The organism is Neisseria sp. P0017.S009, from assembly GCF_051957375.1.
GTDB classification, from domain to species: Bacteria; Pseudomonadota; Gammaproteobacteria; order Burkholderiales; family Neisseriaceae; genus Neisseria; species Neisseria perflava.
On record NZ_JBQCWL010000002.1, the window covers coordinates 172,829 to 199,015 of the forward strand.

The window sequence follows — 26,187 nt, forward strand, 5'->3', positions numbered from 1 at the left end:
CTTCCAGTACCGCCAAAGCTGCTTTGGTGATAAAACTAAACTTTATTTGCTTGCACAGCGGAAGCCTAAGTTATTTAAAACATATTTGGATTGCAGGCTGGTACGGATGCCGTAGCGCAAGAAAGCAGCATAGTTGGATGGGTCGCTTGAGCCTACGGATGCGCCGCTACAGAACATTTGTGTGTTGGATGAGCCGGCTGAGAGTTGGCTGCTGTTGAAGTCTTCAGTCCATTCCCAAATCAGGCCGTGCATATCGTATACGCCCCAGTAGTTGGGTTTGTTTTTACCGATGTCATGCAGGCCGTTGCGGCCGCCGTCTGCATACCAATCCAAGATGGTACGGTTGTAGCCGGGTTCGGCAGAGCCGTCTTTTTGAGTGGCAGAGGCCAAGCCTGCAAATTCCCACTCGTCAATAGTCGGCAGGCGTTTGCCTTTGGAAACGCAGTAGGCATTGGCGGCAAACCATGAAACATTGGTTACCGGATGTTTGAGTTCGCTGGCTTTAGGCGCATAACTGTTGCTGCCGTTTTTTACCCAATGTTTCAGGTAAGCTTTTTCAGCTTGTTTGGAGCTGATTTTGTCTTTTTGCCATTGTGGATGTGTTTTCAAAAATTCGGCAAATTCGGCATTGGTTACAGGATATTTGTCAAGTTGGAAGGGTTTGACTTTAATAAGGGAAGTCTCTTTTTTGAGATAGAGAGGGCGATAGCTGCCTCCTTCGATTTTTACCATTTCGGCTGCAAATGTATTGCCGCAGATTAAGGCACTGCCTAAGAGGAGGAGTCGTATGAGTTTCATGGTACGCCCTTATTATCGTTTGAAAACAGAAAATTTATTTTTAAGATAGCCTAATCATAACAAGGCCGTCTGAAAAATCAATCTGTCTGATTGAATAGGAAGATTAATTGTGATGGAAGCCACTGCGACTCTAAGAGAAGAGTAGCAGTGGCTTGGCGTATTAAACCGAGGGATTATTTAGCGGCTTCAGAAGCAGCAGGTGCGGCAGACGCAGCGGCTGGGGCAGAAGCGGCAGCACCGGCAGGTTGGTAAACGGTGTCGCTCAGTTTTTTGGTCATGATTTCAGGGTTTTCGTTACCCTCAACTTTCAATTGACCCAAAGCACCTTTGTTGAACGCACGGAAGATAGAGTGGTCAACTATAGTGTAGCTGCCTGGAATATCGACTTTGAATTCGATCATGGCGGCGCCACCGGCAGGAATCACAGTGCTTTGTACGTTTTCGTTAATCAGTTTACCACCTTCAACATATACTTTGTCGAAGATTTCGCCGATAACGTGGAAAGAAGATACCAAGTTAGGACCACCGTTACCAACGTACATACGAACAGTTTCACCAGCTTTGGCTTTCAGGGCGTTGTCACCGGCGATAGAGCCTACGTGACCGTTGAATACAACGTATTCAGGTTGTTCGGCAATGGCTTTATCCATGTCGAAAGGTTGCAGACCTTGAGCGCCTTTTTTACCTTTAGTATAGAAGTCGCCTTGTACGATGTAGAACTCTTTATCTACTTTAGGCAGGCCTTCTTTAGGTTCAACCAAGATCAAACCGTACATACCGTTGGCGATGTGCATACCTACAGGAGCAACGGCACAGTGGTAAATGTACAAACCGGCTTGCAGAGCTTTAAAGCTGAAAGTAGAAGTGTGGCCTGGGGCAGTGAAGGAAGCTTCTGCACCACCGCCTTGACCGGTAGCAGCGTGGAAGTCAACGTTGTGAGGAACGGTAGAAGAAGGATTGTTAGAGAATTCTACTTCTACGGTATCGCCTTCGCGTACACGGATCATTTGGCCCGGAACGTCGCCGTTGAATGTCCAGTAGTGGTATTCAACACCGTCTTCCATAGTCATGGTTTTTTCGACGGTTTCCATTTTAACGCGTACTTTAGCCGGATGATCGCGATCGATTGCAGGTGGAACTTCCGGAGCGTGAGTCATGATGGCATCGACTACAGGCAATTCTGAAGAAGGAGTCTCTGCAGCAGCTTGTGAGTCAGAAGCAGCAGCAGGAGCTTCGGCAGAAGCGGTGGCAGCCGGAGTTTCAGCTGGTTTAGCAGCTTGTTCGCCGCATGCGGCCAGTGCAAATACAGAAGCGATAAGTGCAGCTAAGGTTTGGCGTTTCATGTTTAAAGTTTCCTTATTGTAAGAAAAGTTAAGTATCCTGATAGGATGGTTTGAAATTTTGTATGATTATGTAGGCGCTTGTTTGGGTGTATTTTGACATAAATCAAATTGTTCAATGAATATGAATCTTTTAATCCTTAAATACTCCTTTAGTAGTATAAAAAACTAAACCGAAAAGTTTATTTTTGTGTGAAAATGTTAGTGTGGGCTTAACACAAAATATAACAAAGGAGGAGTTATACAGGATAATAGGAATCAATATCATGTAAGTTAATGGTTTTAAAGGAATATTATTGACAAAATATTTCTTTACTTTTAAAACCGTGATACAATCTTTAACATTCATATTTGATGAATTAATACCCAACCACTTTTTACCAAAATCAAGGAGTACTCAAAATGGGACAGTACAAGAAGCTTTGGTACTTGCTGTTTGCCGTACTGGCAGTATGCTTTACCATTCTTGGTTATATGGGTAGCGAGGTCTATAAAAAGGCTCCGCCATACCCTGAACAAGTCGTTTCTGCATCCGGCAAAGTCCTGATGACCAAAGACGATATTTTGGCAGGTCAATCTGCATGGCAAACTACCGGCGGTATGGAAGTTGGCTCTGTATTGGGTCACGGTGCATACCAAGCTCCGGACTGGACTGCCGACTGGCTGCACCGCGAGCTGGTTGCATGGTTGGATCTGACTGCGCAAGAAACTTACGGCAAAAAATTTGACGAAGTTTCTCCTGAGGAACAAGCTGTTCTGAAAACCCGTTTGGCTGACGAATACCGCAACCAAAGCCGTATTAAGGAAGACGGTTCTGTCGTTATCAGCGATACCCGCGTGAAAGCGATCGAAAGCATTCTGCCTTACTACCACGGCGTGTACAGCGACGATCCTAAGTTCCAAACCACTCGCGAACACTTTGCAATGAAAAACAACACATTGCCAAGCCAAGAAGCGCGTGAAAAACTGTTCAACTTCTTCTTCTGGACTTCTTGGTCTGCTTCGACCAACCGTCCTGACGAGAACTTCACTTACACCAACAACTGGCCGCACGAGCCTTTGATCAACAACGTACCGACTACTGAAAACTACATGTGGTCCTTCACCAGCGTGGTATTGTTGCTGATGGGTATCGGCTTGCTGATGTGGGGTTACTCTTTCTTGACCAAACACGAAGAGGTTGAAGTACCTACTGAGGATCCTATTTCCAAAGTACAACTGACTCCTTCTCAAAAAGCGTTGGGCAAATATGTATTCCTGACTGTTGCGCTGTTTGTCGTACAAGTACTGTTGGGTGGTTTGACTGCTCACTATACTGTCGAAGGTCAAGGCTTCTACGGTATCGATACCGCACTGGGCTTTGAAATGGCCGACTGGTTCCCATATGCGTTGACCCGTACTTGGCACATCCAATCCGCTATTTTCTGGATTGCAACCGGCTTTCTGACAGCAGGTCTGTTCTTGGCTCCGATTGTGAACGGCGGTAAAGATCCTAAATTCCAACGTGCCGGTGTGAACTTCCTGTACATCGCCCTGTTCATCGTAGTCGGCGGTTCTTATGCAGGTAACTTCTTTGCTTTGACCCACATCATTCCGCCTGAGCTGAACTTCTGGTTCGGTCACCAAGGTTACGAATACTTGGATCTGGGTCGCTTTTGGCAACTGTTGCTGATGGTCGGCTTGCTGTTGTGGCTGTTCCTGATGCTGCGTTGTACTGTCTCTGCCTTTAAAGAAAAAGGTACAGACAAAAACCTGTTGGCTATCTTCGTAGCTTCTATGGTCGGTGTGGGTGTGTTCTATGCTCCTGGCCTGTTCTACGGTGAAAAATCTCCAATCGCTGTGATGGAATACTGGCGTTGGTGGGTGGTTCACCTGTGGGTAGAAGGTTTCTTCGAAGTGTTCGCTACTGCCGCCTTCGCATTCATCTTCTACAACATGGGCTTTGTCCGCCGTAGTACTGCTACTGCTTCTACTCTGGCTGCTGCCGCCATCTTCATGTTGGGCGGTATCCCAGGTACATTGCACCACTTGTACTTCTCCGGCTCTACCTCTGCTTCTATGGCAATCGGTGCATGTTTCTCAGCTTTGGAAGTTGTGCCTTTGGTTCTGCTGGGTCGTGAAGCTTACGAACACTGGTCTTACCAACACTTGTCCGACTGGGCGAAACGTCTGCGTTGGCCTCTGATGTGCTTCGTAGCAGTTGCCTTCTGGAACATGATCGGTGCCGGCGTATTCGGCTTCCTGATTAACCCGCCGATTTCCCTGTTCTACATCCAAGGTCTGAACACTACTGCAGTTCACGCTCACGCGGCTCTGTTCGGTGTGTATGGTTTCTTGGCACTGGGCTTCGTATTGCTGGTTGCACGTTACCTGAAACCTAATGCTCAATTTGACGACAAACTGATGACTTGGGGCTTCTGGCTGCTGAACGGCGGTCTGGTCGGTATGATTGCCATCAGCCTGTTGCCGGTCGGCGTGATTCAAGCTTACGCTTCTATCACTCATGGTCTGTGGTATGCACGTAGCGAAGAATTCCTGCAAATGGAAATCCTGGATACTCTGCGTTGGGTTCGTACCGCTGCTGACTTGATCTTCATCGGTGGTGCTGTCTGCGTTGCTATCCAAGCTACCAAAATCGTATTCAGCCGCGATAAATAATCTTAAGCTGAATTAAATCGAAGGCCGTCTGAAAAGTTTTCAGACGGCCTTTCTGTTATAATTTCAACATTCTTAAATTGACAAGACAAAACATTATGTTCAACCAAGCTGCTCAAGAGCTGACCACTGTTCGCGATTTATTGCGTTTCGCCGTCAGCCGTTTTAATGATGCCGGACTGTTTTTCGGACACGGAAGTGATAATGCCCATGACGAGGCAGCCTATCTGATTTTGCACACTTTGAACCTGCCTTTGGATACGTTGGAGCCTTATTTGGATGCCAAATTGTTGCAAAGTGAGAAGGAAGAAGTGTTGTCCATTATTGAACGTCGCGCAGTTGAGCATATTCCTGCCGCGTATCTGACGCATCAGGCATGGCAGGGCGAGTTTGATTTTTATGTCGATGAGCGCGTTATTGTGCCTCGTTCTTTCATTTATGAATTGCTTGGCGACGGTATCCGTCCTTGGATTGAACACGATGAATTGGTGCATCGTGCTTTGGATTTGTGTACCGGTAGCGGCTGTTTGGCCATTCAAATGGCGCATCACTATCCCGATGCACAAATCGATGCCGTTGATTTAAGCTTGGATGCGCTGGAAGTAGCCGCCATCAATATTGAAGATTATGGTTTGGAAGACCGCATCAGCTTGGTGCATACCGATTTATTCGAAGGTTTGGATGAAACATACGACTTAATTGTTTCCAATCCGCCTTATGTCGACGCGGAATCAGTGGAAGCGTTGCCTGATGAATACCTGCACGAGCCGGAATTGGCTTTGGGTAGTGGCGAAGATGGTTTGGACGCTACACGTCAAATCATTCTGCAAGCGGCGAAATATTTGAATCCAAAAGGTGTATTGCTGGTTGAAATCGGTCACAATCGTGAAGTATTGGAAGCGGCTTATCCCGAATTACCGTTTACTTGGTTGGAAACCAGCGGTGGCGATGGGTTTGTATTCTTGTTGACCCGCGAGCAATTATTGGGTGAAGAATAGATTATTTTGATATAAATAAAATAAAGGCCGTCTGAAAAAGTTTTAGACGGCCTTTGTTTTATAAAATTTTTAATATTTTAAGAAAATACAAATTCCTATGGTATGCCGAATATGAAATCCAAGCAGGCTTTGAAACTATGGCTTATAATATTTGTCATAGATTTAAATGCCGGTAGATTTTTATTACTGACTTTTTGTAGAACATATACTGCCAAACTCCATATTATGAATAATTATTTAAAATCAGGCCTGTTGGCTGCTGCTTTGTTCAGTATGCCCGTTGCCGCCTTTGCCCAGCAACATACCGTTTATTTCAATCAAAACGGTAAACTGACGGCGACCATGCCTTCGGTTGCTTATGTCCGCCAATACAAGATTGAGGCAGGTAAGGCACAGGTGCAGGATTTTTACTATCCATCGATGAAAAAATATTCTGATCCTTATGAAGTACCTGCCGGTCAGATTAAGGTTTTTGTGCCGGCGTTGGATAATGGCACATTAACCCTGTGGCATTTCAACGGTCAGAAAAAGATGGTTGGCAGCTATCGCAACGGCAAACCGCATGGCGAGTGGGTCAACTGGTATCCAAACGGCAAAAAATCCGCAGTAATGCCTTATCAAAATGGCTTGAGTGAGGGCGTGGGTTCGCGCTATTACCGAAATGGCGTGAAAGAAAGCGAAATTCAGTTTAAGCATGATAAAGCCAATGGCCATTGGAAACAATGGTATTCAGACGGCAGTCCGAAAACTGAAATGATGATGAGCAATGACAAACCGACGGAGATCATTAGTTGGGATGAAAATGGCCGCATCGTGTCTGAATTGAGTATTCGCAACGGTAAACGCAGTGGCATTATTTTGGATTGGTATGATGATGGTGCGAAGAAATCTGAGCTAGTTTATAAAGACGACCAGTTGGTGAAAAAAACTTTCTGGGATACGGACGGATACGTTCTCGAATAATTTTGATTATAAAAAACCGCAGGCTGATTAGCTTGCGGTTTTTTATTACATACAGCCTTTGTTTTGGCACAGGGTAAATAACGGCACGCCGCTTTCACGGATTTTTTTGCCGCCGTCCAAGTCGGTAAATTCCAGAATGGCAGCCGTTTCGATTACTTCGCCACCTAATTTGCGGATCAGCTCGACACCTGCCAGCATTGTGCCGCCAGTTGCCACCAAATCATCTACCAACAAAACGCGTGCGCCCGGCTTGATGGCGTCGGTATGGATTTCTACCGTTGCTTCGCCATATTCCAAAGCGTAACTTTGAGAAACCGTATCAAACGGCAGTTTGCCTTTTTTGCGGATGGGGACAAAGCCGACGTTCAGCTGATAGGCCAAAGCTGCGCCAATGATGAAGCCGCGCGCATCCAAGCCCGCAACGACATCAACTTTTTGCCCCATATAGCGGTAAACCAGTAAATCGACCAGCAGGCGGAAATATTCTGCGCTTTGCAAAACGGGAGTAATGTCATGAAACAAAATCCCTTTTTGCGGCCAGTTTTCAATTTTACGGATTTTGTCCGCCAAAGCCTCTACGCCCATTACTTCAGGATGAATCAACATCTTGACATTCCGAAATCAAAAAGTTTTTAACACGATATTGTAGCGGTCATATGCGGACTTGCCAAATTAATCGATACAATAGCCAAATTTTGCAACATGCCGTCTGAAATTCCGAGAAACATTGTGTTGTGTTATAATTTACAGGTACATACCATCGGCTGAACCACCATGCAAAATCATAAAAAAGGCAATATTTACATCATTTCTGCCGCTTCCGGCACAGGTAAAACGACCTTGGTGTCGCGCCTGTTGAAAAATCATGACGACATCCGTGTTTCCATTTCTCATACCACGCGCCAGCCACGTGAGGGTGAGACACATGGCGTGCATTACCACTTTGTTCCCAAAGAAGAATTTGAATCACTGATTGATCAAAGAGCCTTTTTGGAACACGCCAATGTGTTCGGCAACTATTACGGCACCAGCATTGCCGGCGTGAATTCGTTGAGCGAAGAGGGCTATGATGTAATTTTGGAAATTGATGTGCAAGGTGCGGCGCAAGTGCGTAAATCATTGCCTGAAGCCAGCAGTATTTTTATCCTGCCGCCTTCCTTTGAAGTATTGGCACAACGTTTGATCGGCCGTGGTACAGACAGCGAAGAAGTTATTCAAACACGTCTTTCAAAAGCCCGACATGAGATTGAGCAATCCGTTTTGTTCGATTACGTCGTCGTGAATGACGATTTGGATCGTGCCGAAGCCGATTTGTTCCACATTATTAAAGCAGGCCGTCTGAAAAAATCCTCTCAACAGGGATTTATTTCAAACCTGTTGGAAAATTCGTAAAAAACAGCGAAAATAACCGTTTATTTGAAACATAGAAAGAAAGCAAGCAAACATGGCCCGTATTACTACTGAAGACTGCACAGGTAAAATCCCTAACCACTTCGACCTTACCCTCGTTGCCGCCCGTCGCGCACGCCAGCTCGAAAACGGCAATACGCCTTTGGTTGACGACATCCGCAACAACAAACCAACCGTAACCGCCCTGCGCGAAATCGCTGCTGGACAAATCGGAACCGAGCTGCTGACCCGCAATAAGTAAACCAACCGGCAAACCGATAAAACCGCCGCGCGGACTGTATCGGTGCGATATAACAACCGATACAGTCTGACGGCTTAAAAAAATAGCCATAAAAGGCCGTCTGAAAATGCCAGCCCCACTGCCTACCGCCCCCTATGACCCGCTGACAGCAGAAGCGCGCGAGCTTCTGTTTCGCACCGCATCCTATCTCAATACCAATGAGCAGGCCGAGCTTGAAAGAGCCGTTGCCTACGCTTTCCACGCCCATGACGGACAAACCCGTAAAAGCGGCGAACCCTACATCACCCATCCTCTCGCCGTTGCCACGCAGCTTGCGATTTGGCATATGGATGTTCAAGGTCTTTGCGCGGGCGTTATGCACGATGTATTGGAAGATACGGGTGTAACCAAAGTCGAAATGGCGGCAGAATTCGGCGATACCATTGCCGAAATGGTAGACGGCCTCTCCAAACTGGAAAAACTCAAATTTGAAGATCATGCCGAGCATCAGGCGGAAAGTTTCCGTAAGCTTATCCTCGCCATGACTAAAGACGTGCGTGTTATCGTCGTCAAACTGGCCGACCGATTGCATAATATGCGCACCCTTGGCTCTATGCGTCCGGAAAAACGCCGCCGCATCGCCAAAGAAACCCTCGAAATCTATGCTCAAATCGCCAATCGCATTGGCCTGAACAATGCGTATCAAGAGCTTCAAGACTTATCGTTCCAAAACCTCCACCCAAGACGCTACGAAACCCTGAAAAAAGCCATGGACAACAGCCGCAAAAATCGCCGCGATGTTGTCGGCAAAGTGTTGCGTGCATTCGGTCAGCGTTTGGTCGGTGTCAATATTGAAGCCAAAATCAAAGGCCGCGAGAAAAACTTATACAGCATTCATCAAAAAATGCTGGCTAAAAAACTGCGTTTTGCCGAAGTAATGGATATCTACGGCTTTCGGGTCATTGTAAACAATATTCCTGCCTGTTATGCCGCGTTGGGTGCATTGCATAATTTATACCACCCCAAGCCCGGCCGTTTTAAAGACTATATCGCTATTCCGAAAAGCAACGGCTACCAAAGCCTGCACACGACTTTGGTCGGTCCTTACGGTTTACCGATCGAAGTGCAAATCCGTACGCGTGAAATGGACGCTGTGGCTGAGGGCGGTATTGCCGGCCATTGGATTTACAAATCCGGTGAAAATACTCCGGACCAAGCCGTCCTCCATATGAACCGATGGATGAAAAATATTCTTGACCTGCAGGCCAGCAGCTCAAATGCCATCGAGTTTCTGGAGCATGTCAAAGTCGATTTGTTCCCCAACGAAGTCTATATCGTTACCCCGAAAGGCGATATCCTTACCTTGCCTAAAGGTGCGACGCCGATTGACTTTGCCTATGCCGTTCACACCAATATCGGTCATAAAACCGTTGCCGCGCGTATCAATAACGTCATGATGCCGTTGCGCACCAAGCTGAAAACCGGTGATACGGTAGAAATCATTACTTCCGAACACGCCAAGCCTAATGTGGCATGGCTGAATTTTACCGTTTCCAGCCGTGCGCGCAGTGCCATCCGCCAATACATTAAAAATCTGAATCGTCACGATGCCGTTGTTTTGGGTGAGAACCTGCTGCAAAAAGCTTTATCCAGCCTGTTGCCTAAAGACATCCTGCTTTCAGACGACCTCAAAGAAAAATACCTTGCCGATTTGAACACCAAACAAACCTCGTTTGAAGAGGTTCTTTACAATGTCGGTATGGGGCATACTTTGCCGGTACACGTTGCCATGCACATTGCTGAGTTGGCGGGCCAACATTTTGGCAGCGCGGTCAAACTCAGCCCGATCAAAGTCAACAATCAGGAAACCGGCCGGATTCATTTTGCCGAATGTTGCCATCCGATTCCCGGCGATGCGATCCGCGCCCTATTGGTCAAAGACAAGGGTATGATTATCCACCGTGATACCTGTCAAACTTTGGTCAAAGCCGATCCGGAAGAGCAACTCGATGCGGGCTGGGACAGTTTGCGCAATCAAACGTACCGCACCATCCTCAACGTTAAATCCGAAGATGCTCATGGTTTGTTGGCCTCAATGGCGCAAGCGATTTCCAATTCCGGTGCGGATATCGAATCTGTCGATACGCCGACCAAAGCGCAAGCAGGAACGGAAGGTTTTGTAGAATTTAAATTCACAATTAAAGTCAAAGACTTGGATCAGGTTAATCAGATTATTCATGCAATGCATGCCAATCCGAATATCCGCAAAGTGATTCGAGGATAATCTGTGATCAGCATGATAAGAAAAGGCCGTCTGAAAGTGTGTTCAGACGACCTTTTGAGTATGTACAAACAAACTTTGTCAGTTTGTTTTGAAGAAAAATAATGCTTCAGGCTGGATTTAACTCAACCAAAAACGGAAAACCAAGAAGAAAACTAAGGCCAAAACGCCGGCCCAAACCAGCAACATGAATCCGGCTACTGCCTGACCCAAGCGGTAAACAGGGTTTTTGCGTTCATCTTCGAGTAGGGGATTAGGTGTATCGTGCGGTTTGTCGGACATGATGAAGCTCTGATTGAATTATTGAATAAAAGCGTAAGGGTACGCCGATAGAAGCAAAGTTTCAAGTGGGAATGATTATTGATAGAAGTCTTCGTCTTTATTCCACGCGGTTTTTAAGGCCGTCTGAATGGTGTCAGCACCAAAGCCGCGATAGGCAAGGAAACGCGCCTGTTTTTGTTTTTCTTTCAAATCTTGAGCTTCTTGCTTGAATTTTTTACGCAAGACGGAAATGGCGGTTTGCAGCTCGTCCTCCCTATCGGGTAGGAACTCCCGACAGTCATCTGCATCGATACCTTGTTGCGCCAAAGCTTGCTTGAGGCGGAGTGTGCCGTAACGGTTGCTTTTGCTGTGAATATAGGCTTCTGCGTAACGTTGGTCGGATTGCCAATTCCGTTCGGCAAATTCGTCCAAAACCTTTTCCAATTCTTCTTCGCTTTCTGAGTGAGGAGCCAGTTTGCGTTTCAAGCCAACACGGCTGACTTCCTGACGGGAAAGAATATCCAAGGCGCGGGAACGTAAGGTTTTGGGAGGTTTCATGGGATATGGAAGGGGAGGGATTTTAACTACATTGAATTACATTTCAGACGGCCTGATTAGGTGAAAGCACCGAAAAGGCCGTCTGAAAATAAAGCCGAATTATTCTTTGTCTTTGTTTTTTTGCGGTTGCAGATTTTCGTAGATTTCAGGCAGGGCGCGAATCAACAAATCAGGTTTGGTCGCTTTGTCTTGAGAGAGCAAGGTCATGTCGCCGTAGCCGAATGTTATGCCGACGCTGAAGCAACCGGCCGCTTTGGCGGCAATAATGTCATTTTTGGAGTCGCCCACCATCAGCATATTCGCAACATCGATGCCCAAAACTTCAGCCGCATGTTGAAGCGGCAATGGGCTGGGTTTTTTCTCAGTCAGGCTGTCTCCGCCAAGAACCAAGCTGAAATAGCCGTCGAGATTGAGCTGTTTCAGCAGCTCGGCTGCCAGCACTTCGTTTTTGTTGGTAATGACAACCAATGGAATACCCAAGGACTTGAGCAGGCCGAGACCGGCTTCGGTTTCAGGGTAGGGGCGGGTAAAGTCGCTCAAGTGCTCGCGATAATATTTCATAAAGAACACAAAACCTTTTTCCCAGATTTCAGGATCGGCTTCTTTTTCACGATCATTGCTAATGACGCGATGAACCAACTTGCTGATGCCGTCGCCGACATAACTTTCAACCGTTTGGGTAGGCAAAACAGGTAAACCCAAGTGCGCACACATGGCTTGGGCTGCTGCGGCTAAATCGGGAACGGAATCACATAAGGTACCGTCCAAATCAAAGGCAACGGCTTGAACGTGTTCTAAGGCAGCAGTGGTCATTGAGTAGCTTTCTGTCATATTATTTAAGCGCTTATTTTAACATTGTTTGCCTGATTTGCCGATGTTTTGCTGATTCTTTAATGGGATATTTGTTTAAATTGTTAACAATTTTTGCTGGTGTAAGTCTGTCCGTCTGTTGGTAATGTGGAAGGGATTTTGTCAACAAAAAGGGCGGTTTGGTAGGCATTAAAAAACAAAGGGTTTGAGTGTTTTTTTGAATGGTTTGATGAGCATTTATACTAGGCCGTCTGAAAATTTTTTGGTCGGCGTACCGATATTTTCAGACGGCCTCAAACTAAATTTATATATAAATGAATGGATTTGCTTTTTATCGACTACATGCTATTACATTTTTTCCTGTTTTTGTATATAGTAACAAGTATGGCTCTCGTCTAATCATGTGTATGAAAAGGAAAAATACATGTCCGCATCTGCTGTTAAAGAAACACTGAATCCGTTTGAAATTGCACAAAAACAAGTAAAAATTGCCTGCGATCGCCTGAATGCCGACCCGGCAGTATTTGAAATCTTGAAAAAGCCGCAACGTGTTTTGGAAGTGAACTTCCCTGTCAAACTCGACAACGGTACAGTAGAAAATTTCACCGGTTACCGTTCCCAACACAATAACGCCGTCGGCCCTTACAAAGGCGGCGTGCGTTTCCATCCCAATGTAAATCTGGACGAAGTCAAAGCACTGTCTATTTGGATGACCATCAAATGCTGTGTAGCCGGTATTCCTTACGGCGGCGGTAAAGGCGGTATTACTTTGGATCCGCGTAACTATTCCGAAGCAGAATTGGAACGCATCGCCCGCGCTTATTCCGAAGCCATTTCTCCGCTGATCGGCGAGAAAATCGACATTCCCGCCCCTGATGTGAACACCAACGGCAAAATCATGTCTTGGATGGTTGATGCCTATGAAAACGTCGTGAAACATTCTGCACCGGGCGTGTTTACCGGCAAACCGGTTGAGTTTGGCGGTTCCTTGGCGCGCACCGAAGCCACCGGTTACGGCGTAAACTTCGCCGCCGTCCAAGCTTTGGAAAAACTGGGCAAAGACGTGAAAGGTGCCACTTACGCCATTCAAGGTTTCGGTAATGTGGGCTACCACACCGGTTACTATGCACACAAAGCCGGTGCGAAAATCGTTGCCGTATCTACTGTTGACGTTGCCATCTACAACGAAAACGGCTTGGATATGGAAGCAATCATTAAAGAATTCCAAACCAAAGGTTTCATCACCAATGAAGCCGGCTACGGTAAAGAAATCAGCAATGCCGAACTTTTGGCTTTGGATGTGGACGTACTCGCCCCTTGTGCATTGGAAAATCAATTGACTTCCGAAAATGCAGGCAAAGTCCGCGCGAAAATCGTGGTTGAAGGCGCAAACGGCCCGACTACTCCTGAAGCCGACGTTATTCTGCGTCAAAACGGCGTATTGGTTGTTCCTGACATTTTGGCAAACTGCGGCGGCGTGGTTGTGTCCTATTTTGAATGGGTACAAAACCTGCAAGGCTACTACTGGGAGTTTGACGAAGTTCAAGAGAAAGAAACCGTGGTTCTGCGCCGTGCGTTCCGCGATATTTGGAACTTGGCTCAAGAATACGATGTCGACCTGCGTACCGCTTCTTACATGATGAGTATCCGTCGTGTTGAAAAGGCAATGAAACTGCGCGGCTGGTATTAATCGTTTGACCAATAGCTAAGAGTAGGCCGTCTGAAACCTGTTTTCAGACGGCCTTAATGTTTTTGATAAGAGCCTTTACAAATTTTAATCCACCTTGATTCCATTTCAATCAAACTCAGCTATAATCCCCTTTTTTGACCTTTCCGGAAAAGACATAATCATGAACAAAACTTTCAAATTCAGCGCATTGGCTTTGTCTGCTTTGTTGGCACTGACTGCTTGCAACCAAAAAGACACTGCCGCTAAAGACGCCCCTGCTGCTTCCGCAGCTTCAAATGCGACTGCAGATGCTTCTGCCATCGGTTCTACTGCCCAACAAGCCAGCTACGCAATGGGTGTGGACATCGGCCGTTCATTGAAACAAATGAAAGACCAAGGTACGGAAATTGATTTGAAAGTCTTCACCGAAGCCATGGAGGCCATGTTTGAAGGTAAAGAAGTTAAAATGACTGAAGCTCAAGCTCAGGAAGTGATGATGAAATTCCTGCAAGAGCAACAAGAAAAAGCGGCTGCCAAACGTGCTGAAGATGCCAAAGTAAACTTGGAAAAAGGCGAAGCGTTCTTAAAAGAAAACGCGACTAAAGAAGGCGTGAAAACCAGCGCTTCCGGTCTGCAATACAAAATCACCAAAGAAGGCGAAGGTAAAAAACCAACTAAAGACGACATGGTTACCGTTGAATACGAAGGCCGTCTGATTGATGGTACCGTATTTGACAGCAGCAAAGCCAACGGCGGCCCAGTCAGCTTCCCTGTAAGCCAAGTGATTCCAGGTTGGACTGAAGGTATCCAACTCTTGAAAGAAGGCGGCGAAGCAACATTCTATATCCCGGCTAAATTGGCTTACCGCGAAGTGGGCGCCGGCGATAAAATCGGCCCGAACGCTACTTTGGTATTCGACGTGAAACTGGTTAAAGTCGGCGCTCCTGATGCTGCTGCACAACAACCAGTACAAGTTGACGTACAAAAAGTTCAATAATCCGAATCAAGGCTTACGCCCTTAAACAACGGATAATAGGCCGTCTGAAAAAATTCCGTTTCAGACGGCCTTTGTTCCAAACCAACAAGGAATTATGATGAAAAACATCGTCATCCTTATTTCCGGACGCGGCAGCAATATGCAGGCGATTGTGAATGCCGATATTCTTGATGCCAACATTGCAGCCGTATTGAGTAACAACGAGACCGCAGCCGGATTGGCATGGGCGGCAGAGCGCGGTATAGCCACCGACAGTTTAAACCATAAAAACTTCGACTCGCGTCTGGCATTTGATCAGGCCATGATGGAAAAAATCGATGCCTATCAGCCGGATTTGGTGGTGTTGGCGGGTTTTATGCGCATTTTGACTCCCGAATTCTGCGCCCATTATGAAAACCGCCTGATCAATATCCATCCGTCCATCCTGCCTTCCTTTACCGGTTTGCATACCCATGAGCGCGCATTGGAAGCAGGTTGCCGAGTGGCAGGCTGCACCATCCATTTCGTAACCCCTGAGCTGGATTGCGGCCCGATTATTTCGCAAGGCATTGTGCCTATTTTGGACGGCGATACTGCCGACGACGTTGCCGCACGCGTGCTGACGGTTGAACACCAGCTGTTTCCGCAAGCCGTTGCCGATTTTGTTGCAGGCCGTCTGAAAATCGAAGGCAACCGCGTTTTGAATGCACAACACAATGCCGCCGGTCAAAGCCTGCTGGCTTGATTGAAACACCATACACACAAGGAAAACATCATGAATCCGATTAAAACAACCTTGCTGACACTTTCCCTGTTCACAGCCTCCGTCGGCGCGCAAGCCGCTGAATTGCCGCAATCTGCCGTTTTACAATACTCAGGCAGCTACGGTATTCCTGCGACCATGACCTTTACACGCAGCGGCAACCAATACAAAATCGTCTCTACCATCAAAGTACCGCTTTACAATATCCGCTTTGAATCCGGCGGCAGCATCAACGGCACGACCCTGCATCCGTCTTACTACAAAGATGTACGCGGCGGTAAATTGTATGCCGAGGCCAAATTCTCCGGCGGCAACATCACTTACGGCAAAGCAGGTGATTTGAAAACCGAAAAATCCGGCCCAGCCATGGACTTGTTCACTTTGGCATGGCAACTGGCCGCCAATGACGTGCGCCTGCCGTCAGGTTTGAAAATTACCAACGGTAAAAAACTGTACACCGTCGGCAGCATGAACAAAATCGGCAGCGAAAGCTATAAACTGAACGGCGGTACAACGCCTGTAAGCAAATATCGCGTCCGCCGCGGTGACGATACCGTTACTTACTCGTTTGCTTCCGATATCGACAATATCCCTGCGCAAATCAGCTATACCGATGATGGTAAAACCTACAACCTGAAACTGACTTCCGTCAAAATCAACGGTAAAGTAGTGAAACCGTAATCTTTATTTGCTCAAACAAGAAGGCCGTCTGAAAAGTTTTCAGACGGCCTTCTTATCTTTACAGCAACACAATATCGTATTGTTCCTGCGTGTAGGCGGTTTCGACTGCCAGTGAAATCGGCTTGCCGATAAAGTCTATCAACATTGCCAGCGATTGTGATTCTTCGTCTAGGAACAAGTCGATGACATTCGGAGCGGCCAAAATGCGGAAGGCTTGGACATCGTAGCGGCGCGCTTCGCGGACGATTTCGCGTTGGATTTCGTAGCACACGGTTTGCGGCGTTTTCAGACGGCCCCGGCCTTGGCAGGAAGGGCAGGGTTCGCAGAGGATTTGGCTTAAGTTTTCACGCGAACGTTTGCGGGTCAGTTCGACAAGGCCCAAACTGGTAAAGCCGTTGAGGGTGACGCGGGTGCGGTCGAAACTGAGGGCTTTGGCAAGCTCTTGCAGGACGGCTTCGCGGTGGATTTCCTGCGCCATATCGATGAAGTCGATGATGATGATGCCGCCGAGATTGCGCAGGCGAAGTTCGCGGGCGATGGTGTGGCAGGCTTCGAGGTTGGTGCGGAAGATGGTTTCATCAAAATTGCGCGCGCCGACAAAGCCGCCGGTGTTGACATCGATGGTGGTCATGGCTTCGGTGGACTCGATGATGAGGTAGCTGCCGAAGTTGAGGTTGACGCGCGGTTGCAGGGCGCGGGCGATTTCCTGCTCGATGTTGTGGGTTTCAAATAGGGGGCGTTCGCCTTTGAACAGTTCGATTCTGCCCAATGCACCTTGAACGTATTGTTCGGCAAACTGGGTCATGCGGCGGTGGTTTTCAGTGGAGTCGACCAGGATTTTGTGCGTATCGAGGCTGAACATATCGCGCAAAACGCGCAGGCTCAAAGGCAAATCTTGATAGAGCAGGGTTTCGGGCGGCTGGATTTTTGCTTGTTTTTGAATGTGTTCCCACACTTTGGTCAGATAGTTGATGTCTGATTGCAGTTGCTCATCGGAGGCGTTTTCAGCGTTGGTGCGGATGATGTAGCCGTGGCAGGCGTTTTCGGGCAGCAGATTGTTGAGGCGCTCCCTCAAACTGCTGCGTTCGGCATCGTCTTCAATGCGTTGGGAAATGCCGATGTGGTCTTCTTGCGGAAGATGGACGAGGAAACGGCCGGCCAGTGAGATTTGGGTGGATAGGCGCGCGCCTTTGGTATTGATGGGGTCTTTGATGACCTGAACCAAGACAGACTGGCCTTCAAAGAGCATGTGTTCGATGCGTTGGGTTTCGTCCGGATTGCGGCGTTGTTCGAGGACGTCGACGATATGCAGAAATGCGGCGCGTTCCAATCCGATATCGATGAACGCGCTTTGCATGCCGGGGAGGACACGTTTGACGACGCCCAAATAAATATTGCCGACCAAGCTGTGGCCGCTGTTGCGCTCGATGTGCAGCTCGCAGATATTGTTCTCTTCCAAAACGGCCACACGCGTTTCTTGCGGCGTGATGTTGACGAGGACGGTTTCGGACGGACGCACGGCGTCCTTGGGGATGGGAATTCCTGAAAGCATGGGGATACCTGATTTTGAATAGAAAAACTTTTGCGATGTGTCCTTCTCCAAAAAACAAATGGCAAAAGTCATTCTGCGAAAGCGCTTATCATACTTTAATTATGGTTTTTCCGCATCTGCACAAATGTTTATGGCCAAGAGGCCGTCTGAATGTTTTTTACAACCGTACGGCGGGAACACTTGTAAAATAACGCTTATGCCCATATAGTCATGAACATTGGTATTTTGGAAGAAATCATGCAAACCGTTACTGTTTATACCGGTCCATATTGCCCGTACTGCACCATGGCGAAAAGGCTGTTGCAGGCGGTGGGTGTGAAAGAAATCAACGAAATCCGCATCGACGGCAATCCGGAAGTTTTTGCCGAAATGCAGCAGCTTTCCGGCCAGCGCAGCGTGCCGCAGATTTTTATCGGCGATACCCATGTCGGTGGCTTTACCGATTTGTACCGCTTGCAGCAGGAAGGCAAGTTGGACGAATTACTGAATCCTTAACCCTTAACTTAGGAAAATAAAATGAGCGAAGAATTGCAACCCGTATTCAGCGTTGAGCGTCTGTATGTAAAAGACTTGTCTTTGGAAGTGCCTCATGCACCACAAATCTTCTTGGAACAAGGCGAGCCTGAAGTCGATATGCGCGTTTCTACCGGCAACACCAAACTGGAAGACGGCTTCTACAGCGTTGACGTTACCGTTACCGTGACTGCCAAACTGAACGAAGAGCGCACCATGTTCTTGAACGAAGTTACCCAAAGCGGCATCTTCCGTCTGGAAAACATTCCTGAAGAAGACGTACAACTGCTGCTGGGCGTTGCTTGTCCAAACATCCTGTTCCCTTACGCACGCGAAGCCATTTCCAACAGCGTAACCCGCGCCGGCTTCCCACCTGTATTACTCGCTCCGATCAACTTCGAAGCAATCTACCAACAACAACAGGAAGCTAACGCTTAATCGCGTTATACCTAAATTGAGGCCGTCTGAAACATTGCGTTCAGACGGCCTTTTTTTATCTAAAAATCAGGACATAAGAAAAAATCTATAACAAAAAGTTCATATATTAATGCAATAAGTATATAATGATATCGTTTATCATTACGATCTAATTTTAAATTTTATAGGTTATATACCATTTAAAATCAATAAATTGTAATTTTTATCTAGCAGATAAATAGATTCTATTAATTAAGGAAATAGTTGTGAAACCTGATTTTCAAATGAAAACAATTTGTTTGTTATTAGTGCTGCCTTGCCAAACTGTTTTTGCAGATACGGGACATCAAGAAGTGGAACATGTAGACATGGATACGGTCAAGGTCAGTGGCAAACGGCAGGCACAAAGGAATACCGAGCGCAGTCAGTCTTATACAATCGGAACGATGGCAACGGCGACTGGCTTGCGTATTTCAGGTAAGGATACGCCGCAGTCGGTGAGCGTAATGACGCGTCGGCAGCTAGATGATAAAGCAATATATTCTTTAGAAGAGGCAATGAAAAACACTACGGGAATCAACGTGGTTCGGGATTCGGGTCTACAAACTCGTTTTTTGTCTCGTGGTTTCTATGTTGATCAGATTGGTGAAGACGGTATTACCACGAATGTGTCTGGACGTTCGGGCTATACGGCAAAAATCGATGTCTCACCGAGCACAGACCTTGCTGTTTATGATCACATTGAGGTTGTTAGAGGTGCAACCGGTCTTACTCAATCCAATTCCGAACCGGGTGGAACCATTAATTTAATCCGTAAGCGGCCAACAGCTCTGTTTAAGCATACAGGTGAAATCAGCACTGACCATAGGGGCAGCAAGCGTTTGGCTTTGGATGTATCTGGAAGCTTGAATAATGAACATACGGTACGCGGTAGGCTGGTTGGTGTTCATGAGGACCACCGTTCTTTTAAAGAGGGTGTATGGAACAAGAAAGACATGGTTTATGGCGTGATCGATACGGATTTGAGTGATAACAGTATGCTGACATTGGGCGGCACTTATCAGAAAAATAAAGACATTCCCGATTTTGCCGGCGTGATTTTACCTTGTGAGGATCAAAAAACTGCGGCCTTCAGCTCCAGTCCTGCCTGTAACAATCCTTTGAAATTGCCACGTAAAACTTATTTGGGTGAAACCTCATGGTCACGCCTGAATGCTGATAAATACAATATTTTTTCCGGTTTCAAACATGTCTTTGACAATGGATGGCAACTCAATGCAGAAATTTCTTATACGCATAATGATTCAGATGCCAAAGTCGGACAATTTTTTCTGAAAAACGAACACGCGGCAGGTATTTCAGCATCTGAGGCAACGGGTTTCTTAACCGAGAAGGGGGAGGTTATTCCTTTTGAGCCTAAAGACAAGGCGTTGGCAAAATTAAAAGAATATCGTGATGGTGTCACTAAAACATATGAAGAGAAAAAAGCAGATTATGTTGCCCATCGTTTCGATGCATCTGCTTTTGAACAATATCGCTCCCAAAGAGCGGCAGCACGTCGGGCAGGTTTTGATCAATGTATGCAGGACATTGGTTTGGATTTCCTGTGCAACGACTGGCAGGATCCGGGTGTAGAAGTAGATAAAAAAGAGTTTGTTGATAAGGAGCTTGCAAAGCAAGGCATTATTAACAATGCAGAAGGCCTGTTTCCCAACCGTCTATACGACTCAGCATACAATCTTCGCCACACATACAACCGCCGTTACAACTTCATGCCGTTGCACTATACCAAACATGATGTGCAATGGGGCTTTAAGCTGGATCTGACAGGTAACTACCGCCTGCTTGGGCGTGAACATGATTTCTTTGTCGGCTATGCGTATAACAATGAAAAAATCCGTTCTGCCTATACGGAAATATATCAAAACCGTTATTTTGTCCGTCCTCAAGGTTATGCAGGTGCAGGCAGTTGCGGCATTCATCCCGATGGTCCGGAGCGTAATCCTTTAGAAAAAGGCATTGTCGAACCAGATTGGCATATTTATAACGAAAAAGGTAATAACAAAATCTATGTGCCGGAATGCAGTGGCGCGCATGTTACCAAATATACTCCCCGTTTGGATGCGGAGGGCAAGCCTGTCTGGACAGTCAACGACAATGGTGAGCGCGTAATGGTGCAAGATCCTGTTTATGAATTGGATGCAAATGGAAACAAAATACAGGAGCGGGATGAAGAGGGAAATTTGAAATGGGCAAACCAATATCTGAAAATACCGCTGTGGAAAACTGTTCAGGTTGCAGATGATCATGTTCCGGCGTTATACAATTATTCGAAATACCTTAACACGAATAAAACACATTCTTTGACTGTCAGCACGCGCTTTAATGCGACCAACCGTCTGCATCTCTTGGGTGGTATGCACTATACGCGCTATGAAACCACACAAGCCAAAGAAATGCCTGTACGCTACGGCCAGCCTGCTACGGCATTCCAAACTGAGAGCAGTAACAAAATCGACAAAGAGCATTACACCTCAAAAATGCAAAGCCATAGGTTTACGCCATATGCTGGCATTACCTACGACCTGACACCGCAACAAAGCTTGTATGCCAGCTATACTAAGATTTTTAAACAACAGGATAACGTTGATGTAACCAGCAAATCCGTTCTTCCACCACTCATCGGGACTAACTATGAAATAGGTTGGAAAGGGTCGTTCTTGCAAGGCCGTCTGAATGCTTCGCTTGCCTTGTTTGTTTTACAGCAGAAAAACCGTACCGTTGTCGATTTCGGATTTGTTCCTGATACTAGTAGTAACGGAGGCTCATTCCAAACCATCGCTAAACCTGTGGGTAAGGTTAAGAGCAGCGGTGCAGAACTTGAATTGGCTGGCGAATTGTCGGAAAACTGGCGTATTTTTGTTGGCTACACATATAACAAAAGTAAGTATAAAAATGCGGCAGAAGTCAATGCGGAGCGGTTGGAGAAAAATACGACTGCCGACCCGTATAACTTCAGTAACTTCACGCCGGTACATATGTTCCGCCTCGGTACAAGCTACCGCTTGCCTCAAACTAAGTTAACCTTGGGTGGCGGAATATCTGCACAAAGTCGTACAAGTAGCCTTTACAATATTCGCCAAGGAGGCTACGGACTTATAGATGGCTTTGTTCAATATGACTTTCACAAACACGGCAGAATCAGCCTGATAGGAACTAACCTGGCTGACAGGACGTATTTTGAAAATAACTACAACCGTACGCGAGGTCAAAACAATTTCTATGGCGAACCGCGGACAGTTAAACTGAAATTGGATTGGCATTTCTAGAGAGAATGGATAATGATTGGGTATGTAAACATTATTGGCTAAATTCATAAAAGTATGGGTTGAATATCCTTCTTTTTTGAAAGCTGTTTCCTAACAATGGCTGAAGTTGATTCGATAGCCGGCGTATTTTCAAATATTAATTCGTTTCAAGTATTCAGCTTTGAAGGCCGTCTGAAACATTGCGTTCAGACGGCCTTTTTGTTTTCGGATAAAATACAGCAAACTTTCAATCAGCTGCCTTTTAAGATGACGCCCGAAACCCAAAAACAGCTCAAAATTACCGATGTCTCTGCTAAGAAGCTCGAAAAACTCAACCTCCATACCGCATGGGATTTGGTGTTGCACCTGCCGCTGCGTTACGAGGACGAGACGCACATCATGCCGATTAAGGATGCGCCGATCGGCGTGCCGTGTCAGGTTGAGGGCGAGGTCATCCATCAGGAAGTCACGTTCAAACCGCGCAAGCAGCTGATTGTCCAAATCGCCGACGGTTCCGGCAGCGTCCTTTTTTTGCGTTTCATCCACTTTTACGCCAGCAACCAGAAACAGATGGCGGTCGGCAAACGCATCCGAGCCGTGGGCGAAATCAAACACGGGTTTCACGGCGACGAGATGATTCATCCCAAAATCCGCGATGCCGAGAGCAGCGGTTTGGCGGAAAGCCTCACGCCGATTTATCCGACCGTAAATGGTTTGAACCAGCCCACTTTGCGTCGCATCATTCAGACGGCGTTGGACGTTACGCCGCTACACGACACGCTGCCCGATGCCTTATTGAGTCGTCTGAAACTACCGCACCTTGCCGAAAGCCTGCGCCTTTTGCATTCGCCGCCGCCGAGTTTCACCATCCACCAGCTTTCCGACGGCGCGCTACCCGCATGGCAGCGGCTTAAATTCGACGAACTTTTGGCGCAACAGCTTTCCATGCGCTTGGCGCGGCAGAAGCGTGTCAGCGGCTCAGCCACGGCATTGGGCGGCGACGGCATATTGACTCAAGCCTTGCGCCACGCCTTACCGTTTGCCCTGACCGATGCCCAAGAAAGAGTCGTGTCCGAAATCTGCCGCGATATGGCGCAAACCCACCCCATGCACCGCCTGCTGCAAGGCGATGTCGGCAGTGGCAAAACCATCGTTGCCGCCTTGTCTGCTTTGACCGCCATTGAATCTGGCGCGCAGGTGGCTGTAATGGCACCAACTGAAATCCTTGCAGAACAGCATTTTATCAAGTTCAAACAATGGCTTGAGCCGTTAGGCCTTGAAGTCGTTTGGCTTTCCGGCAGCCAGCGCAAAAAAGCCAAAGATGAAGCCAAAGCCAAACTCGCCGATGGCACCGTCAAAATCGCCGTCGGCACGCACGCCCTGTTTTCAGACGACGTCGAGTTCCAAAATCTGGGCTTGGTGATTGTGGACGAACAACACCGGTTCGGCGTTGCCCAACGTCTCGCCCTCAAAAGCAAAGGGCGCGACGTCCACCAGCTGATGATGTCCGCCACGCCCATCCCGCGCACGCTCGCCATGAGTTTCTTCGCCGACTTGGACGTGTCCGTCATCGACGAATTGCCGCCCGGGCGCACCCCGATTAAAACCCGCCTAGTCAACAACATCCGCCGCGCCGAAGTCGAAGGCTTCGTCCTCAACATCTGCCGCAAAGGACAGCAGGCATACTGGGTCTGCCCGCTGATTGAAGAAAGCGAAACCCTGCAACTGCAAACCGCCACCGAAACCCTAGCCCAGCTTCAGGCAGCCTTGCCCGAACTCAACATCGGCTTGGTACACGGGCGCATGAAGGCCGCCGAAAAAGCCGAAGTCATGGCTCAGTTTGCCGCAGGCCATCTGAACGTCTTGGTCGCCACCACCGTCATCGAAGTCGGCGTAGATGTACCCAACGCCGCCCTGATGGTGATCGAACACGCCGAACGCATGGGCTTGGCGCAGCTGCACCAATTACGCGGGCGGGTAGGGCGCGGCGCGGCAGAAAGCGTGTGCGTCCTCCTGTTTGCCGAACCCTTGAGCGAACTCGCTAAAGCGCGGCTGAAAGTCATCTACGAACACACCGACGGCTTCGAAATCGCCCACCAAGACCTCAACATTCGCGGCCCCGGCGAATTTCTCGGCGCGCGCCAAAGTGGCGTCCCCATGCTGCGTTTTGCCAATCTTGAAGAAGACCTGCACCTCTTGGAACAAGCGCGCGAAATCGCGCCCATGTTAATCGAACAAAACCCTGAAATCGTCGAAGCGCATTTGGCAAGATGGCTTTCCAGCAGGGAAGGTTATTTGGGCGTATAAAATTTGCATGAAAAGAAAAAGGCCGTCTGAAAACAGACGGCCTTTGGTTTGGCTGGATAGAGGTTTAGAAACCTTGTGCCAACATAGCATCGGCTACTTTGACAAAACCGGCAATGTTCGCACCGTTGACATAGTTTACTTTATCGCCGACTTTGCCGTATTTCAGGCAGGATTCGTGGATGTTGTGCATGATGTCGAACAGGCGTTGGTCGACTTCTTCACGGGTCCAAGACAGGCGGATGGCGTTTTGGCTCATTTCCAAACCTGAAGTTGCTACGCCGCCGGCGTTGGAGGCTTTGCCCGGAGCGTAGAGGATGCCGGCTTTGATAAATTGTTCGACTGCGCCTAAAGTTGACGGCATGTTCGCACCTTCGGCAACCACATAGCAACCGTTTGCCAGCAGGATTTTGGCAGCGTCTACATCCAATTCGTTTTGGGTGGCGCAAGGCAGGGCAACTTCGGCCGCAATGTTCCACGGTTTTTGGTTTTCAAAGTATTGCAGGCCTTGTTCTTTGGCGTAAGTGGCCACGCGTTCGCGGCGTACTTCTTTCAGCTCGATCAAAGCGGCCAGTTGCGCTTCGGTCATACCGCTATCAGGGAAGAGGACAAAGCCGTTGGAGTCGGAAACGGTCAATACTTTTGCACCCAGTTGGATGGCTTTTTCGGCAGCGTATTGCGCCACGTTACCGGAGCCGGAAATCAACACGCGTTTGCCTTCAATGCTGTCGTTGCGGGTTTCCAACATGGCTTGGGCAAAATACACGCAGCCGTAGCCGGTGGCTTCAGGGCGAATCAGGCTGCCGCCCCATTCGAGGCCTTTGCCGGTCAGGACGGAAGCAAATTCGTTGCGGATTTTTTTGTATTGGCCGAACAGATAGCCGATTTCGCGGCCGCCTACGCCGATGTCGCCGGCAGGAACGTCGGTATCGGCGCCGATGTGGCGGTAGAGTTCGGTCATAAAGGCTTGGCAGAAGCGCATTACTTCGGCATCGGATTTGCCTTTAGGATCAAAGTCGGAACCGCCCTTGCCTCCGCCCATAGGCAGGGTGGTCAGTGCGTTTTTGAAGACCTGTTCAAAAGCGAGGAATTTCAATACGCCCAAATCGACGGTAGGGTGGAAGCGCAAGCCGCCTTTGTAAGGGCCGATGGCGGAGCTCATTTGAATGCGGTAGCCGCGGTTGACTTGGACTTGGCCTTTGTCGTCCATCCAAGTGACGCGGAACATAATCACGCGCTCTGGCTCAACAATACGCTCAAGCAGGCTTTGTTGGGTGTATTTCGGGTTTTTTGCCAAAAACGGATCCAAACTCATGAACACTTCTTCAACGGCTTGGTGGAAGGGTTCTTGGTTGGGGTTGCGTTGTTTGAGATTGGTAAATAGAGTGTTCAGGTCGGTCATTTTTCTACTCCTATTGAGTGAGATATTTCAATATTTATGTTTTGAAATATAGCTGTAAAAATTTTACTTGCCAAGAAGAATTTTGCCTGGATTGTTGACATTATTTTTTTACCAATTTGTAAAAATGGAATTATATTTCAAATTTAATCAAAAATATTTAAAAATATTTTATTAAATATATTCTAATAAAAATAAAATGCTTAGTAATTAAACTAGAAAATGTTGAAATTTTTTTGTAAAAATTTAATTCAGCTCAAAAATTTATGTAAATTAGCGCTAAATTGTCAACATTGTTAATGAGTGTACTA

22 protein-coding genes are annotated in these 26,187 nt (G+C 47.4%); 14 read left to right on the top strand and 8 right to left on the bottom strand.

What is annotated here, in order from left to right; all coding sequences use genetic code 11:
• Positions 1–42 precede the first annotated feature (42 nt).
• Positions 43–798, bottom strand: a complete 756-nt coding sequence (locus ACTHTG_RS03080; RefSeq protein WP_003745813.1) for a formylglycine-generating enzyme family protein — start codon at positions 796–798, stop codon at positions 43–45.
• Between the two features lie 173 nt (positions 799–971).
• Entirely contained in the window at positions 972–2,141 is a 1,170-nt protein-coding gene (gene nirK, locus ACTHTG_RS03085) for a copper-containing nitrite reductase (RefSeq protein ID WP_004519389.1), read from the bottom strand.
• A gap of 399 nt (positions 2,142–2,540) precedes the next feature.
• Between nirK and ACTHTG_RS03090 the strand changes: the two genes are divergently transcribed.
• The 3 genes from ACTHTG_RS03090 (at position 2,541) to ACTHTG_RS03100 (ending at position 6,754) form a co-directional block, all read left to right on the top strand.
• A complete protein-coding gene (locus ACTHTG_RS03090) occupies positions 2,541–4,796 on the top strand; it encodes a nitric-oxide reductase large subunit (RefSeq protein ID WP_308538370.1) in 2,256 nt (751 codons plus the stop codon).
• Positions 4,797–4,891: 95 nt separating this feature from the next.
• On the top strand, positions 4,892–5,791 hold the full coding sequence (gene prmB / locus ACTHTG_RS03095) for a 50S ribosomal protein L3 N(5)-glutamine methyltransferase (protein WP_063076008.1): 900 nt from the start codon (positions 4,892–4,894) through the stop codon (positions 5,789–5,791).
• 225 nt (positions 5,792–6,016) lie between these two features.
• Entirely contained in the window at positions 6,017–6,754 is a 738-nt protein-coding gene (locus ACTHTG_RS03100; RefSeq protein WP_003686026.1) for a toxin-antitoxin system YwqK family antitoxin, read from the top strand.
• A gap of 45 nt (positions 6,755–6,799) precedes the next feature.
• Here the strand turns inward: ACTHTG_RS03100 and ACTHTG_RS03105 are convergent, their stop codons facing one another.
• Positions 6,800–7,360: an adenine phosphoribosyltransferase gene (locus ACTHTG_RS03105; RefSeq protein WP_049335447.1), complete on the bottom strand. Its 561-nt coding sequence runs from the start codon at positions 7,358–7,360 to the stop codon at positions 6,800–6,802.
• A gap of 168 nt (positions 7,361–7,528) precedes the next feature.
• Here ACTHTG_RS03105 and gmk point away from each other — a divergent pair, with 168 nt between their 5' ends.
• From gmk to ACTHTG_RS03120, 3 genes are all read left to right on the top strand, one after another.
• Positions 7,529–8,146 (top strand): guanylate kinase, encoded by a 618-nt coding sequence (gene gmk, locus ACTHTG_RS03110; RefSeq protein ID WP_049335449.1) that lies wholly within the window; start codon positions 7,529–7,531, stop codon positions 8,144–8,146.
• Positions 8,147–8,198: 52 nt separating this feature from the next.
• Positions 8,199–8,405: a DNA-directed RNA polymerase subunit omega gene (rpoZ, locus tag ACTHTG_RS03115; protein ID WP_003682294.1), complete on the top strand. Its 207-nt coding sequence runs from the start codon at positions 8,199–8,201 to the stop codon at positions 8,403–8,405.
• A 106-nt stretch (positions 8,406–8,511) separates the two neighbouring features.
• Positions 8,512–10,668, top strand: a complete 2,157-nt coding sequence (locus ACTHTG_RS03120; protein WP_440360531.1) for a RelA/SpoT family protein — start codon at positions 8,512–8,514, stop codon at positions 10,666–10,668.
• Positions 10,669–10,785: 117 nt separating this feature from the next.
• Here the strand turns inward: ACTHTG_RS03120 and ACTHTG_RS03125 are convergent, their stop codons facing one another.
• The 3 genes from ACTHTG_RS03125 to ACTHTG_RS03135 all read right to left on the bottom strand — a co-directional run bounded on the left by ACTHTG_RS03125 (position 10,786) and on the right by ACTHTG_RS03135 (position 12,297).
• Complete coding sequence (locus ACTHTG_RS03125; RefSeq protein WP_039861975.1) at positions 10,786–10,947, bottom strand: hypothetical protein; 162 nt, start codon at positions 10,945–10,947, stop codon at positions 10,786–10,788.
• A gap of 75 nt (positions 10,948–11,022) precedes the next feature.
• Positions 11,023–11,484 (bottom strand): recombination regulator RecX, encoded by a 462-nt coding sequence (gene recX, locus ACTHTG_RS03130; RefSeq protein WP_049335453.1) that lies wholly within the window; start codon positions 11,482–11,484, stop codon positions 11,023–11,025.
• A 99-nt stretch (positions 11,485–11,583) separates the two neighbouring features.
• Complete coding sequence (locus ACTHTG_RS03135; protein ID WP_049335455.1) at positions 11,584–12,297, bottom strand: phosphoglycolate phosphatase; 714 nt, start codon at positions 12,295–12,297, stop codon at positions 11,584–11,586.
• 421 nt (positions 12,298–12,718) lie between these two features.
• Between ACTHTG_RS03135 and ACTHTG_RS03140 the strand changes: the two genes are divergently transcribed.
• The 4 genes from ACTHTG_RS03140 to ACTHTG_RS03155 all read left to right on the top strand — a co-directional run bounded on the left by ACTHTG_RS03140 (position 12,719) and on the right by ACTHTG_RS03155 (position 16,383).
• Positions 12,719–13,984, top strand: a complete 1,266-nt coding sequence (locus tag ACTHTG_RS03140; protein ID WP_070504425.1) for a Glu/Leu/Phe/Val family dehydrogenase — start codon at positions 12,719–12,721, stop codon at positions 13,982–13,984.
• A 160-nt stretch (positions 13,985–14,144) separates the two neighbouring features.
• Positions 14,145–14,960: an FKBP-type peptidyl-prolyl cis-trans isomerase gene (locus ACTHTG_RS03145; RefSeq protein WP_070504422.1), complete on the top strand. Its 816-nt coding sequence runs from the start codon at positions 14,145–14,147 to the stop codon at positions 14,958–14,960.
• Positions 14,961–15,057: 97 nt separating this feature from the next.
• Complete coding sequence (gene purN / locus ACTHTG_RS03150; RefSeq protein WP_049335461.1) at positions 15,058–15,684, top strand: phosphoribosylglycinamide formyltransferase; 627 nt, start codon at positions 15,058–15,060, stop codon at positions 15,682–15,684.
• Between the two features lie 30 nt (positions 15,685–15,714).
• Complete coding sequence (locus ACTHTG_RS03155) at positions 15,715–16,383, top strand: membrane protein (protein ID WP_049335462.1); 669 nt, start codon at positions 15,715–15,717, stop codon at positions 16,381–16,383.
• Between the two features lie 58 nt (positions 16,384–16,441).
• Here ACTHTG_RS03155 and ACTHTG_RS03160 read toward each other — a convergent pair whose 3' ends face one another.
• Entirely contained in the window at positions 16,442–17,935 is a 1,494-nt protein-coding gene (locus tag ACTHTG_RS03160) for an Rne/Rng family ribonuclease (protein WP_049335464.1), read from the bottom strand.
• Between the two features lie 237 nt (positions 17,936–18,172).
• Here ACTHTG_RS03160 and grxC point away from each other — a divergent pair, with 237 nt between their 5' ends.
• From grxC to recG, 4 genes are all read left to right on the top strand, one after another.
• Positions 18,173–18,430 (top strand): glutaredoxin 3, encoded by a 258-nt coding sequence (grxC, locus tag ACTHTG_RS03165; protein WP_003684090.1) that lies wholly within the window; start codon positions 18,173–18,175, stop codon positions 18,428–18,430.
• 21 nt (positions 18,431–18,451) lie between these two features.
• Positions 18,452–18,886, top strand: coding sequence for a protein-export chaperone SecB (gene secB, locus ACTHTG_RS03170; protein WP_003745844.1), 435 nt, complete (start codon positions 18,452–18,454; stop codon positions 18,884–18,886).
• A gap of 263 nt (positions 18,887–19,149) precedes the next feature.
• Entirely contained in the window at positions 19,150–22,194 is a 3,045-nt protein-coding gene (locus ACTHTG_RS03175; RefSeq protein ID WP_004519409.1) for a TonB-dependent siderophore receptor, read from the top strand.
• 246 nt (positions 22,195–22,440) lie between these two features.
• Positions 22,441–24,480: an ATP-dependent DNA helicase RecG gene (recG, locus tag ACTHTG_RS03180; protein ID WP_039862031.1), complete on the top strand. Its 2,040-nt coding sequence runs from the start codon at positions 22,441–22,443 to the stop codon at positions 24,478–24,480.
• A gap of 64 nt (positions 24,481–24,544) precedes the next feature.
• Here the strand turns inward: recG and gdhA are convergent, their stop codons facing one another.
• Positions 24,545–25,879: an NADP-specific glutamate dehydrogenase gene (gene gdhA, locus ACTHTG_RS03185; RefSeq protein ID WP_039861980.1), complete on the bottom strand. Its 1,335-nt coding sequence runs from the start codon at positions 25,877–25,879 to the stop codon at positions 24,545–24,547.
• Between the last annotated feature and the right edge of the window lie 308 nt (positions 25,880–26,187).

Excerpts from the sequence above, each read along its gene's own strand:
- ACTHTG_RS03120 (WP_440360531.1), top strand. The coding sequence starts at position 8,512 with ATGCCAGCCCCACTGCCTACCGCCCCCTATGACCCGCTGACAGCAGAA.
- ACTHTG_RS03100 (WP_003686026.1), top strand. The coding sequence starts at position 6,017 with ATGAATAATTATTTAAAATCAGGCCTGTTGGCTGCTGCTTTGTTCAGT.
- ACTHTG_RS03145 (WP_070504422.1), top strand. The coding sequence starts at position 14,145 with ATGAACAAAACTTTCAAATTCAGCGCATTGGCTTTGTCTGCTTTGTTG.
- gmk (WP_049335449.1), top strand. The coding sequence starts at position 7,529 with ATGCAAAATCATAAAAAAGGCAATATTTACATCATTTCTGCCGCTTCC.
- rpoZ (WP_003682294.1), top strand. The coding sequence starts at position 8,199 with ATGGCCCGTATTACTACTGAAGACTGCACAGGTAAAATCCCTAACCAC.
- ACTHTG_RS03140 (WP_070504425.1), top strand. The coding sequence starts at position 12,719 with ATGTCCGCATCTGCTGTTAAAGAAACACTGAATCCGTTTGAAATTGCA.
- ACTHTG_RS03160 (WP_049335464.1), bottom strand. The coding sequence starts at position 17,935 with ATGCTTTCAGGAATTCCCATCCCCAAGGACGCCGTGCGTCCGTCCGAA.
- secB (WP_003745844.1), top strand. The coding sequence starts at position 18,452 with ATGAGCGAAGAATTGCAACCCGTATTCAGCGTTGAGCGTCTGTATGTA.
- grxC (WP_003684090.1), top strand. The coding sequence starts at position 18,173 with ATGCAAACCGTTACTGTTTATACCGGTCCATATTGCCCGTACTGCACC.
- purN (WP_049335461.1), top strand. The coding sequence starts at position 15,058 with ATGAAAAACATCGTCATCCTTATTTCCGGACGCGGCAGCAATATGCAG.
- gdhA (WP_039861980.1), bottom strand. The coding sequence starts at position 25,879 with ATGACCGACCTGAACACTCTATTTACCAATCTCAAACAACGCAACCCC.
- ACTHTG_RS03135 (WP_049335455.1), bottom strand. The coding sequence starts at position 12,297 with ATGACCACTGCTGCCTTAGAACACGTTCAAGCCGTTGCCTTTGATTTG.
- ACTHTG_RS03105 (WP_049335447.1), bottom strand. The coding sequence starts at position 7,360 with ATGTTGATTCATCCTGAAGTAATGGGCGTAGAGGCTTTGGCGGACAAA.
- ACTHTG_RS03090 (WP_308538370.1), top strand. The coding sequence starts at position 2,541 with ATGGGACAGTACAAGAAGCTTTGGTACTTGCTGTTTGCCGTACTGGCA.
- nirK (WP_004519389.1), bottom strand. The coding sequence starts at position 2,141 with ATGAAACGCCAAACCTTAGCTGCACTTATCGCTTCTGTATTTGCACTG.
- prmB (WP_063076008.1), top strand. The coding sequence starts at position 4,892 with ATGTTCAACCAAGCTGCTCAAGAGCTGACCACTGTTCGCGATTTATTG.
- ACTHTG_RS03125 (WP_039861975.1), bottom strand. The coding sequence starts at position 10,947 with ATGTCCGACAAACCGCACGATACACCTAATCCCCTACTCGAAGATGAA.
- ACTHTG_RS03175 (WP_004519409.1), top strand. The coding sequence starts at position 19,150 with ATGAAAACAATTTGTTTGTTATTAGTGCTGCCTTGCCAAACTGTTTTT.
- recX (WP_049335453.1), bottom strand. The coding sequence starts at position 11,484 with ATGAAACCTCCCAAAACCTTACGTTCCCGCGCCTTGGATATTCTTTCC.
- recG (WP_039862031.1), top strand. The coding sequence starts at position 22,441 with ATGACGCCCGAAACCCAAAAACAGCTCAAAATTACCGATGTCTCTGCT.
- ACTHTG_RS03155 (WP_049335462.1), top strand. The coding sequence starts at position 15,715 with ATGAATCCGATTAAAACAACCTTGCTGACACTTTCCCTGTTCACAGCC.
- ACTHTG_RS03080 (WP_003745813.1), bottom strand. The coding sequence starts at position 798 with ATGAAACTCATACGACTCCTCCTCTTAGGCAGTGCCTTAATCTGCGGC.